This window comes from Actinomyces sp. oral taxon 171 str. F0337 (genome assembly GCF_005696555.1).
In the GTDB taxonomy this organism is placed as follows: Bacteria; Actinomycetota; Actinomycetes; order Actinomycetales; family Actinomycetaceae; genus Actinomyces; species Actinomyces oris_E.
Genome location: NZ_CP040005.1, coordinates 1539318 through 1550830, shown reverse-complemented (window position 1 = coordinate 1550830; position 11513 = coordinate 1539318). Strand labels below are relative to the sequence as shown.

Sequence of the window (11513 nt, the reverse complement as noted above, 5' to 3'; positions counted from 1 at the left end):
CACCCATGACCAACCAGCCCCCCGCCCCCATCAGCGACGCGGGTATCCGTGAGCTCCTCGACTCAATCCCCACCGGCATCCTCATCGGAAACGAGTGGCGCGAGTCCTCTTCAGGGGAGCGCTTCGACGTGCTCAATCCCGCCACGGGGGAGGTCCTCACCACCGTCGCCTCCGCCACCCCCGAGGACGCCGCCGAAGCCATGGACCTCGCGGCGCGCACCCAGCGCTCCTGGCAGGCCACGAGCCCGCGCGAGCGCGCAGACATTTTGCGGCGCGCCTACGACCTGGTCGTCGGTCCGTTCCGCGAGCGCCTCGCCCGGGTAATGACACTCGAGATGGGCAAGCCTCTCGACCAGGCCGACGCCGAGGTCACCTATGGCTCGGAGTTCCTGAGGTGGTTCGCCGAGGAGGCCGTCCGGATCCGTGGCGACTACTTCCGTCTCCCTGAGGGCCACCTCCAAGCGGTTGTCGTGCGCCGTCCGGTCGGCCCGTGCCTGTTCATCACACCGTGGAACTTCCCGCTGGCCATGGCAACCCGCAAGGCCGCCCCAGCCTTCGCGGCCGGCAATGTCGGCATCCTCAAGCCCTCGCAGGACACTCCGCTAACCTCCCTGCTCTTCGCGCAAGTCCTCGTCGAGGCCGGCCTGCCGGCGGGCGTCCTCGCGGTCCTGCCCACAAACCGCAGCCGCGCCCTGACCGGATCCCTCATCGCTGACCCACACCTCCGGAAGATCTCCTTCACTGGCTCGACCGGCGTTGGCAAGGCGCTGCTGGCCGAGGCCGCCCAGGGGGTTCTACGCACCTCGATGGAGCTCGGCGGGAACGCCCCCTTCATCGTCTTCGACGACGCGGACCTCGATGCCGCCGTCGAGGCCGCCGTCATCACAAAGATGCGGAACATGGGAGAGGCCTGCAATGCCGCGGACCACTTTTTCGTCCAGGGCGGCGTCTACGACGAGTTCACGCGTCGGTTCGCCGAGGCCATGGCCTCCCAGCGGGTCGGCAACGGCCTGGAGCCGGGCGTCGCCGTCGGCCCACTTGTCTCCGCACGCCAACGAACTTCCGTCGCGGAGCTCGTCGTCGGCGCCATCGAGTCCGGTGCAACCGCGCTCGTAGGCGGCTTCGTCCCCGAGGGTGCGGGATTCTTCTACCCGCCCACGGTTCTCATGGACGTCGACCCGCACGCCGAGATCGTCACCAACGAAATCTTCGGGCCTGTTGCCCCTGTCATCCGGTTCAACGATGAGGAGGAGGTCATCGGCCTCGTCAACACCGACACCGTGGGTCTGTCCGCCTACCTCCACACCTCCTCGACCGCCCGTATCCTGCGGATGGCCGAGCTCCTCGAGGTCGGCATGCTTGGGGTCAACTCCGCGACCATCTCGAATGCAGCTGCCCCTTTCGGAGGCGTCAAGGAATCCGGGATGGGGCGAGAGGGCGGCAAGGAAGGAATCGAGGACTACCTCGAGACAGTCTACGTCGGTATGCCGGCGCCCGACCTCCACCTCGAACGAGAGTGAGCGCTAAATGACACTCCCAATGGAAGACGCCTGACACATACATGCATCCACTCATCGAGTGACGTGCACCAGGCACCCATCCTGACTCCGGTGTCCCCGTCCTTTGCGGGCGGGGGCACCGGCCCCAACAACGACATCGACGACAACATTCGTTCCGGTCACGACCTCAGTCCCTGGCCCCTGGATAGGGCACTCTCAGTCGGAGCCTCGGACGTGTCCGAATGGATTCTCATATATTCCTCCCCGGCGCCCTTTACGCCAGCGGCCTCACTGTCATCTACACGCTCATCGGCGAGGGTCCTCTCGCTGTGTCCGATACTGATTTCATCCAGGGCTTCATGATGATCATGGCCCGCGTCATGGAGCCGGTCGTCGGCGTGCGGAAGCTCGAAGGGTCAGCCAAGGCCATTGACACCGTGGCCTGGGGGTAGAACGGCACGATCCTGGTGCTCGTGGCGCTCGCCTAGGCCGGTTTCGGAGCCGCCTTCGGGCCGACCGTCCTGAGCAGCCTATTCTGGAACTAACTGATCACCCCCCAGAGTCGTGGCGGGCACGGTCGCCAGCGCCTCGCAGTGGAAGCTGGCCGCTCTGCCTGAGACAGTTGATGCCGCGACCCGGGTGGGACGCCGGGAACGTGCGCCATGGAGTTGAGTCCAGCGGGTTCAGATCACGGGCTGGGGCGTACGTTAGACTCCCCACTCCCCGGCGTCCCCGGAGTCGAAGATGTTGGGAATCGAGATGAGCCAGCCCGACAGCAGCCCTGTCTGTCCAGGCCGTAGGAGCTGACCTTATAGCCACTGCGCACGATCCTGCGTCCCTGCATCCGGGGTACCACGTTGTGGCGGTCTCTCAAAAGACCATCACCGATCATGCCAAGGGCGGCGCCGCAGTCTTCCAAGTCGCTGACTTGACCGAGATTCTCGCCACCGGCGTGGATCCTGGTAACCTCTCCCTCGGTATCGTCAACGCCCGCCTGGCGGCCGGGACCAGGCGCCGCCGCGCCGGCATGATCGGCCGGGCCCCGCTGTTCGAGCAGGTCCAGGGCCGGCGCCTGGGGGAGGAGTCCAAGCAGCGCGACCCGCACGAGGTCGAGGCCGCCATGCTGCTCGACCCCGACGCCCGCCTGGGCTCCGACGGCGTCTACCACGCCGGCGGGTGAGCTCATCACGATAGCGGACAGGGCCGGTTCTGCAGACGATGGATACCGTCTGAAGAACCGGCCCTGTTTGACTCACATGGAATTGTCAAAGGAATTGCGTAAATGATTCGTAAGTTTTATTTCATGAGGATTCCATCATGACTGAGCCGCAGCTTCCGGACATACCGAGGACATCCTCCGGCGCAACTGTTCTAACGGTGGGCACCGACCTGGTGCACGTTCCTGGTTTCTCCGCTCAGCTCGATCAGCCCGGCACCGTCTTCGCACAACGCACCTTCACTGCGCGTGAGTTCCGCGAGGCCCGGCGTCGCTCGCAGGAGAGGGGATCGAGCCCGGCCCAGCACCTGGCCGCGCGGTGGGCGGCCAAGGAGTCCTTCATCAAGGCCTGGAGCCAGGCGCACGTTCTGCGCGCAAGAAGTCGCGGGACGAGTACTTCTCCGGTTATCCTGGCCGAGGACGTCGACTGGCGTGAGATCGAGGTTGTCACCGATCGGTGGGGCCGTCCTTCTTTACGTCTGAGCGGCACCGTTGCCCACGCTGTTGAGCACAGCCTCGGAGAGGAGGTATCGACCCCAGGGTGTTGGCCGGTTTCCCTGAGCCATGACGGCGATTACGCCGCGGCCATCGTTCTTCACGTGCGTTGAGTCGTGCCCACACAGAAGGAACAATGAGGAAACCTCGACCATGATCTTGTGAGCGGTCACTGCTGCCCGTCATGTCACGCACGGATTTCCAAGTCATCCGCGGTGCTTGTCCGTCACTCATGGTCACGCCATTAGGAATACCAACGACGAGCCGCGATATACCGCGCACGCCGATCCGGATCACTCACGAGACTCCACGAGTCCTTTCTCCAACGGCGGCAGCGGTATGTCTCCCCTCTGACTGACGTGAGGACATATAGATGACTGCCACTACCTATCAAGCCATCGCGATGATTGTCTATTTCGTGGCCATGCTCGCCATCGGGGGCTGGGCCTATCTGCGAACGGACAACTTCGACGACTACATGCTTGCCGACCGCGACCTCAATCCCTGGGTGGCGGCGCTGTCGGCGGGAGCCTCGGACATGTCGGGGTGGCTGCTGATGGGACTGCCGGGAACCCTGTACGCCACCGGACTGGTCGAGGGGTGGATCGCCGTCGGACTGACGATCGGTGCCCTGGCGAACTGGCTGCTGGTGGCGCCTCGCCTGCGCGCTTACACCGAGGTCGCCAACAACTCCATCACGGTCCCCAGCTTCCTGGACAACCGACTCCACGACACGCACCGGCTGCTGCGGTGGTCCAGTGGTCTCATCATTCTGGTCTACTTCACCTTCTACGTCTCCTCCGGGATGGTCGCCGGCGGCCGTTTCTTCGAGTCGTCCTTCGATATGGACTACCGCCTCGGCATGGTCATCGTCGCCGCGATCACCGTGGTCTACACGCTCATCGGCGGGTTCCTGGCCGTGTCCTACACCGACTTCGTCCAGGGAGTCATGATGGTGAGCGCCCTGGTCATGGTGCCCGTCGCAGGGGTCATTCGGCTCGGGGGACTGACCAACCTGAGGCAGGCCATCGCCGAGGTCGACCCTCACTACTGGGCCATCTGGGGCCCGACGTCAACACTGCTCGGCCTCGTCTCGGCACTGGCCTGGGGCCTGGGTTACTTCGGTCAGCCGCACATCATCGTCCGGTTCATGGCCATCCGCAGTCCCAAGGAGGCCGTGGCCGGCGGCACCATCGGGATCGGCTGGATGCTCTTCGCCGTGCTCGGTGCAGCCGGCACCGCCATCGTCGGCGTGGCCACGTACCAGCACGACAAGAAGCAGCTGGCCGATCCGGAGACCGTCTTCATCACGCTGGGCAAGCTGCTCTTCCACCCGCTGGTCGCCGGTTTCATGCTGGCAGCAATTCTGGCCGCCATCATGTCGACGATCTCCTCCCAGCTGCTCGTGACCTCCTCGGCGCTCATCGAGGACCTGTACGGCTCCTTCGCCCGCACTCGAGAGGAGAAGATCAGTGGCAACCGCATGGTGCTCTACTCGCGCATGGCGGTCTTCGCCATCGCCCTGATCGCGGCCGTCATGGCCTGGAACCCCAGTAAGACGATCCTCGACCTCGTGGCCTTCGCCTGGGCCGGCTTCGGCGCGTCCTTCGGCCCCACTATTCTGCTGTCGCTGTACTGGAAGCGCTTGAGCGCCATGGGAGCCTTCGCCGGAATGATCACCGGGGCCGTCGTCGTCATGATCTGGGGGAACGTCTCCGGTGGCCCCGGTGGCATCTTCGACCTCTACGAGATCCTGCCCGGATTCCTGGGTAACCTGGCCGTGGCCTGGGCCGTGTCTCGCACGAGTCAGCCATCCAAGGAGATCTCCGAGGAGTTCGAGGCCGCCGTCGCCGCCTCGCGTTCATAGCCGACCGGCACCGTTGGGGACGGATCCTCTCGATCGTCATCGTGCCTTGAGAGGTCCACGACTGTGCTGTCGTGACCAGGATGGTGGTCGCCACAGCACAGTGGCCGTGTAGCGATCGACGTTGTACTCTTGCCGTCAGCAACGTGCTCCGGGGTCGGTGAAAGTCCGAACCGGCGGTCACAGTCCGCGACCCGCTCGTGCCACGGCAGCGTCAAGCAGCCGGGGAACCAGCGGCTGAGCCGGTGGAATCCCGGCACCGACGGTGAGAGTCCGGAGGGGAGGATGCGCGTGGCGCTCGGCGGGGAGACCCGCGGCTCGAGACAGTGTCCCGAGCTCACGGACAGCCGTGAGCTCACCGGATGGTGAACCGAGCGGGCGCCCAGCACGTGTGTGCGCCGACCGACGGCGTGCAGGCGGACCCCGGTGCAGCCGGGAGCGCCCGTTCCCGGAACGACCCGGGAGGACGCCGTCGTGTACAGTCCCAGCCCCATCGGCAAGGCCGCGCGCTCTCAAGCTTCCCCCGCCGAGCTGCCCAGTGACGTTCCGGAGCCGTCGACACCCTCAGCCTCACTGGAGCCCTCGGTGCCGGAGTCCGTCTCAGGGCCCTTGCAGAAGTCTTCGGCTCGTCGTCGACGTCGTATCCGCGCTGCTGAGCGCAGCGGGCCACTACCCGCCGTCGTCCTGGGAGCGGCACTGCTCATCATCTGGCAGCTCGTCGCCGGCTCGGGCGCTGTCCCCGAGATCTTCCTACCCAGCCCCTGGGCGGTCGTCACCCGCCTGTGGCTGAACCTCACTCAGGCCGGGCTGGGGTGGAGAGCCTGGATCACGCTGCGTGAGGCCCTCCTCGGCTGTCTCCTGGCCGCCGTGTTTGCTCTGCCCCTGGCCTGGGCCCTGTACCGTTGGCGGCTGTTCTCGCGAACCGTCCTGCCCTATGTCGCCGCAAGTCAGGCGGTCCCCGGCATCGCCGTCGCGCCCCTCATGGTTCTGTGGATCGGTTACGGAGCTCTTCCCATCGTGGTCCTGTGCGCCTTCATGGTCTTCTTCCCCATCACCATCACGGTGCTCCTGGGGCTGCGCAGCCTGGACGCCGACGTCATGGATGCCGCCCGGCTCGACGGCGCTCATGGCCTGCGCATGCTCATCCACATGGAGCTGCCGATGGCCCTGCCGGCGATCTACACCGGTTTGCGTACCGGTTTCACCCTGTCAGTCACCGGTGCGGTCGTCGGCGAGCTCATCATGGGCGGCGAGGGCCTGGGGACCGTGCTCTCCACGCAACAGAGCCGGGGCGACACCACCGGCGTGTTCGCCACGATCACGCTCCTGTGCGTCCTGGCCACATCCATCCACTGGGCGCTCCATGAGCTCGAGCGACGCAGCCGCACCGTGGACGCCCTACGAGGTCGACGCGCCACCTGAGCCCTGCGCGGCTCCGCTTCTCACCCCTCCCACACAAGGAAGCTCCTCATCATGACTCTTTCTCACCACGTCGTCTCCCAGTCGTTCCTCTCGCGCCGTCGCCTGTTGGCAGGAGGTCTGGCGCTCACCGGCGCCGGGGCACTCGCCGCCTGCTCCTCGGGCACGGCAAGCCGCGCGGCATCGGCCTCGGCGGCCGGAGGCGCACTGACCATCGGCCTGACCTACACGCCGAACATCCAGTTCGCCCCCTTCTACATGGCTAAGAAGGATGGGACATATGCCGCCAACGTGACGCTGCACCACCACGGGGCGCAGGACGGCCTCTTTGACGCCCTCCAGAGCGGCCAGGAGCAGCTCGTCATCGCTGGCGCCGACGAGGCTGTGGTGGCCACCTCCAACGGCTCCGACCTCGTCATCGTGGGCGGCTGCTACCAGTCCTACCCGGCCTGCCTCATCGTCCCGGAGAGCTCCCCGATCAAGGCTCCCGCGGACCTCAAGGGCAAGACCGTCGGCACTCCGGGACGCAAGGGGGAGACCTGGTACGCCCTCCAGCTGGCCATGTCCACGGCCTCCCTGACCGAGTCGGACCTGACGATCCAGGACATCGGCTACACCCAGCAGGCGGCACTCGTCGGCGGCAAGGTCGACGCCGTCGTCGGCTACTCCAACAACGACGCGATCCAGATCCGCCAGGCCGGCACCCCCGTGCGTACCATCCAGGTCGCCGACCGGATCCCCCTCGTGGGCGTCTCGCTGGTGACGACCCGGTCTCTGCTGGACTCCCGTCGCCAGGACCTCGAGACCGTCGTCAAGGCCTCGATCAAGGGCATGACCGCATTCGTCAAGGACCCCGACGCAGCAGTCGAGGCCACCAAGGACCACATGGACGACCTCAAGGTGGATCAGACTCAGGCGGCCCGTGCGCGCGAGGTCGCCGTGGCCACCGGCAAGCTGGTCAGCGGCGATGGTTCCCACCCCATCGGTTCGGTGCGGGTCGACGACATCGCCTCCATGATCGAGTTCCTCACCTCCCACAAGCTCCTGGGCGACAAGAAGACACCCAAGGCCGCCGAGGTCTGCGTGCCCCTGGCCCAATAGGCAGCAGCAGGGCACGACAGGGCACGACAGGGCATTGGGCGCCATCCCGGACGTGCCGGGGAAGGCCTCTACAGTCGGCAGGCCAGTAGTGAGGAGACGAGGATGGCGCGCGCCCCGACCTCGTAGAGCTCATCCATGACCCGGTTCATATCCACCCGCGGGACCATGGCGCGCACCGCCACCCAGTCGGGGTTCTGCAGCGGGGAGACGGTGGGGGACTCGATGCCCGGGGTGAGGGCCGTCGCCAGGTGCAGCTTGTTCATGGGGATGTCGTAGTCGACGAGCACATAGGCGCGGGCACGCAGCACCCCCTCCAGGCGCCGCACGAGCGTGGCCAGTCCGGGTTCTCCGCGGAACTGCTCGGTGGTGATGAGCACCGCCTCGCTGACGAGGATCGGGTCCCCGAAGGTCTCCAGACCTGCCGCCCGCAGCGTTGTGCCGGTCTCGACGACGTCGGCGATGAGGTCGGCCACACCCAGCTGGACGGAGGACTCCACGGCGCCGTCGAGGTGAACGGTCTGGGCCTCCACACCCCGGGAGGCCAGGTAGCTGCGCACCAGGATGTCGTAGGAGGTGGCCACGCGGCGCCCGGCGACGTCGGCCAGGGAGCTCATCGTGCCCTTGGGGGCGGCGAAGCGGAAGGTGGAGCGGGCGAAGCCCAGGGGCAGGTGCTCGACCGCGTCGACCCCGGAGTCCAGGAGCAGGTCCCGCCCGGTGATGCCGGCGTGCACGGTGCCCTGGCCGACGTAGACGGCGATGTCGCGCGGACGCAGGAAGAACAGCTCGACGTCGTTGGCCTCGTCGACGAGCACGAGCTCACGGCCCGTGCGGCGGGTGCGGTAGCCCGCCTCGGAGAGCATGGTGATGGCGGGATCGGACAGGGATCCCTTGTTCGGCACGGCGATACGCAGCACGGCGGTTCCTGATCTGTGGTGGGGGAGTCGAGTGAGGAGGCCTGAGAGGTCTCAGGACCTACAGGTGGCGGTAGACGTCCTGGAGGCTGTAGCCCTTGGCGACCATCATGACCTGGGCGTGGTAGAGCAGCTGGCTGATCTCCTCGCAGGCGGCCTCATCGGACTCGTGCTCGCAGGCCATCCAGGCCTCAGCGGCCTCCTCCACGAGCTTCTTGCCGATGAAGTGGACCCCGCGGTCCAGCTCCTCAACCGTCCCGGAGCCCTCGGGGCGGGTGGCCGCCTTGTGCTGCAGCTCGTTGAAAAGGTCCTCAAAGGTCTTCATGGACCTAGGCTATCGGAAAGCCAGTGGGGCACTGACCGACCGTTGACCTATGTGAGACCGGAGCCGGTCCTCGGCACTGACCGGCGTCGACACGGGTGGGATGCCATCCGACTCCGAGAGATGCCCCGCCCCGAGACGACGGTGCGGCTCGCTCCGGTCACTCGGATCGACCGCCCCGGATTAGCCTCACTCACGGATGGCGGCGCGCCTGGCTCCCAGGACCGCTACCCCCATCGCCGTCGACCCGATGAGCAGGCTGAGGACGACGATCGTCAGCCAGCGTCCCGGGAACTGGTGGGCGACACTCATCCAGGCCCAGGGAGCAATCCGCCACAAGCCGGTGGCCGTCATGACCTCGTTGCCACCAATGAGCAGCCCTGTGACGACCAGGATGATGTTGAGGACGATCGCCACGACGATCCGGGTGCACAGAGCCACCGCCAGGCTGACGGCCGCGATCATGAAGGCCACAGCCGGCATCACCATGAGTCCATAGACTGCGCCGGTCACCGCAGGCAGGCTCGGGTCGGTGCGGGTCAGAGTGTCGCCCAGCACAGTCACGATCCAGGAGACGACCAGAACCGGGACGAGGAAGACAGCGCTGAGAACCGTCGCCGACACCAGAATCCCGCAGGCCCCCCGTCGAGTGATGAGGGTGCGCCAGGCCGGCTGAAGTCGCCCCCACACCGTGATGCCGGTGATGGCCGCGGCAACCGGCATACCGACGAGCTCGAGGAAGCTCTGCCCGTACCCAGGTGGGTAGGCGGTGTGGAGGACACCCAGGAAGGCGAGCAGCAGGGTCGCCAGGACTACCCACACGATCCAGGGCAGGACGCCGGCCATTGCCAGCACGGCGCTGCGCGGCCCGGGAACACGGGCCATGCGGGTAGCAGGCGTGGCTCGGCGATTCGGGATGCTTCGGGGCCACGAGCCCGGAGCATGCTCCGATGACTGCACCGAAACGGTCTCCGACTGATCCTCGTCAGCGGCCCTTCCACCAGGAAGCAGCCGGCTGAGCCGGGAGACCGACGAAGTCGAGGACCCGGCACCACCGGGAGCGCCGCTGAGAACGGCCAGTCCGACGCCGATCAGGGTCAGGCCGGTCGTCAGCAGGAACCCGGGCAGGAGCGGGTAGCCCCATACCGGCGAGCCCTTCTCGAGCAGGACGGAGTTTCCGTGAACGCCTAACAGGGGCAACGGGACCCGAGCCGTCCAGGCCCACGGGAGCATCCACCAGTCGCTCCGTTCGGCCTGACCCACGCCCACCGCGGACCACATGAAGCCCAGGACAGGTGCGACCCCGACGGCGACGGCTCGAGCCACCCGGAAGGCCGCCATGCCCCAGGCGCAGGCACCAGTGACGACGATCCACATGTAGGTGGCGAACAGCAGGTACCTGTTCCAGGGACCCCAGCCGCTGCCGACGATGAGGGCGTGCCCCACCACCGGGGCGACCAGTGCCACCTGGCAGGCCAGCGCCGACAGGCTCAGGACCACGATGCGGGCGGTCACTACGCGGCGAGGATCGACGGCGCGCCAGGCCGTCCCGCCCTGGCGCCACCGCTGCTCACGCCACTGGGCCATCGCCCCGGTCAGCAGGCCCAGCGGAACCGCGAAGGCCCCGGCGTACAAGTGCATCCACGCCAGAGCATTGCCGTTCCACTGGAGCTCCTTGACCACGCCTGAGGAGATCGAGGCATTCGCCAGGATGATGGTGTGCGCGGTGAAGACGAGGGTCGCCCCGATGACGCCCCAGGTGAAGGTGCGCCGACTGCGGGTGATCTCGGCGCGCACCAGGTTCCACAGGCCTACTCTCACTTCTGTCTTCCCCTGCACCGTCCTCCAGGGCTGCGGCTGCACAACGGTGCTCATGCGCGGGCCTCCGTTCCGGTGCGGCGTCCGCTACCAGTGACCGCTGCCAGGAAGGACTTCTCCATGGCCCGCTCGTCGTCGGGGTCGGCGAAGTCGGACAGCGCCCCCTCGTAGACGAGGTGCCCGGTGGCCAGGACCCCGATGTCGTCGCTCATGCGGGCGATCTCCCCGAGCTGATGACTGGAGACGATGACGGTGCGACCCTCGTCGGCCAGGTTCCGTACAAGATCGCGCAGCTCGATGATGCCCTGAGGGTCCAGGCCGTTCTGGGGCTCATCGAGGATGAGGACCTCCGGGTCGTTCAGAAGCGCCATGGCCAGCGACAGGCGCACCTTCATGCCCGTGGAGAAGGAGCCGGCGCGCTTCCTACCGACTCCCGCCAGTCCCACGCGCTCCAGGAGCGGGACGATGGTCTCCGGCGAGGTGCCGGTCAGGCGGCAGTGGACGAGCAGATTGCGCCGCGCGGACAGCTGGGGGAAGAGCGCGGGACCATTGATGGAGGCCCCCACCTGGGCCAGGCTGCGCCGGCTGAAGGGGACACCCTGAATCTCCACACGACCGGCATCGGGCCTCAGCAGACCCAGCGCGACGTTGAAGGCGGTCGACTTACCCGCGCCGTTGAGACCGAGCAGCCCGTAGACACGACCGGGATAGGCTGACAGGTCGAGACCGTTGAGCACCTGCTGGCGGCCGAAGGACTTCGAGACCCCCGTCAGTCGCAGCCCAGGGGTGAGACCGGCGCCGTGAGTAGGGGAGCGGAGAGGTGATGCCGTTGTGGTGGCTGTGTGGGGAGATGTCATGACCCTATGCT

At 66.8% G+C, this 11513-nt stretch carries 10 protein-coding genes and 1 pseudogene; 7 read left to right on the top strand and 4 right to left on the bottom strand.

From position 1 onward, the window contains the following. Positions 1-5: 5 nt before the first annotated feature. From FBF36_RS06880 to FBF36_RS06850, 7 genes and pseudogenes are all read left to right on the top strand, one after another. Entirely contained in the window at positions 6-1520 is a 1515-nt protein-coding gene (locus FBF36_RS06880; protein ID WP_009397645.1) for an NAD-dependent succinate-semialdehyde dehydrogenase, read from the top strand. Between the two features lie 221 nt (positions 1521-1741). Beyond that, complete coding sequence (locus FBF36_RS06875) at positions 1742-1951, top strand: sodium:solute symporter family transporter (protein ID WP_009397647.1); 210 nt, start codon at positions 1742-1744, stop codon at positions 1949-1951. Between the two features lie 395 nt (positions 1952-2346). Further along, positions 2347-2679: pseudogene (locus tag FBF36_RS06870) on the top strand (hypothetical protein); the annotation flags it as partial. 137 nt (positions 2680-2816) lie between these two features. Continuing rightward, complete coding sequence (locus FBF36_RS06865; protein WP_009397652.1) at positions 2817-3323, top strand: holo-ACP synthase; 507 nt, start codon at positions 2817-2819, stop codon at positions 3321-3323. A 260-nt stretch (positions 3324-3583) separates the two neighbouring features. Next, entirely contained in the window at positions 3584-5077 is a 1494-nt protein-coding gene (putP, locus tag FBF36_RS06860; RefSeq protein ID WP_009397653.1) for a sodium/proline symporter PutP, read from the top strand. 423 nt (positions 5078-5500) lie between these two features. Then, positions 5501-6496, top strand: a complete 996-nt coding sequence (locus FBF36_RS06855) for an ABC transporter permease subunit (RefSeq protein ID WP_034493104.1) — start codon at positions 5501-5503, stop codon at positions 6494-6496. 51 nt (positions 6497-6547) lie between these two features. Further along, on the top strand, positions 6548-7594 hold the full coding sequence (locus FBF36_RS06850; protein WP_009397655.1) for an ABC transporter substrate-binding protein: 1047 nt from the start codon (positions 6548-6550) through the stop codon (positions 7592-7594). Between the two features lie 68 nt (positions 7595-7662). On the opposite strand, the gene hisG is transcribed toward FBF36_RS06850, so the two are convergent. The 4 genes from hisG to FBF36_RS06830 form a co-directional block, all read right to left on the bottom strand. Next, positions 7663-8508 carry an ATP phosphoribosyltransferase gene (gene hisG / locus FBF36_RS06845; protein ID WP_009397656.1) on the bottom strand — a complete coding sequence of 282 codons (846 nt, stop codon included), beginning with the start codon at positions 8506-8508 and terminating at the stop codon, positions 7663-7665. A gap of 58 nt (positions 8509-8566) precedes the next feature. Beyond that, entirely contained in the window at positions 8567-8830 is a 264-nt protein-coding gene (locus FBF36_RS06840; protein WP_009397657.1) for a phosphoribosyl-ATP diphosphatase, read from the bottom strand. Positions 8831-9016: 186 nt separating this feature from the next. Further along, positions 9017-10702: a hypothetical protein gene (locus FBF36_RS06835; RefSeq protein WP_009397658.1), complete on the bottom strand. Its 1686-nt coding sequence runs from the start codon at positions 10700-10702 to the stop codon at positions 9017-9019. Further along, complete coding sequence (locus tag FBF36_RS06830) at positions 10699-11502, bottom strand: ABC transporter ATP-binding protein (protein ID WP_034493105.1); 804 nt, start codon at positions 11500-11502, stop codon at positions 10699-10701. The genes FBF36_RS06835 and FBF36_RS06830 overlap by 4 nt, the downstream gene beginning before the upstream one ends. Positions 11503-11513 lie beyond the last annotated feature (11 nt).

Excerpts from the sequence above, each read along its gene's own strand:
- FBF36_RS06865 (WP_009397652.1), top strand. The coding sequence starts at position 2,817 with ATGACTGAGCCGCAGCTTCCGGACATACCGAGGACATCCTCCGGCGCA.
- FBF36_RS06840 (WP_009397657.1), bottom strand. The coding sequence starts at position 8,830 with ATGAAGACCTTTGAGGACCTTTTCAACGAGCTGCAGCACAAGGCGGCC.
- FBF36_RS06880 (WP_009397645.1), top strand. The coding sequence starts at position 6 with ATGACCAACCAGCCCCCCGCCCCCATCAGCGACGCGGGTATCCGTGAG.
- FBF36_RS06850 (WP_009397655.1), top strand. The coding sequence starts at position 6,548 with ATGACTCTTTCTCACCACGTCGTCTCCCAGTCGTTCCTCTCGCGCCGT.
- FBF36_RS06835 (WP_009397658.1), bottom strand. The coding sequence starts at position 10,702 with ATGAGCACCGTTGTGCAGCCGCAGCCCTGGAGGACGGTGCAGGGGAAG.
- putP (WP_009397653.1), top strand. The coding sequence starts at position 3,584 with ATGACTGCCACTACCTATCAAGCCATCGCGATGATTGTCTATTTCGTG.
- FBF36_RS06875 (WP_009397647.1), top strand. The coding sequence starts at position 1,742 with ATGGATTCTCATATATTCCTCCCCGGCGCCCTTTACGCCAGCGGCCTC.
- FBF36_RS06830 (WP_034493105.1), bottom strand. The coding sequence starts at position 11,502 with ATGACATCTCCCCACACAGCCACCACAACGGCATCACCTCTCCGCTCC.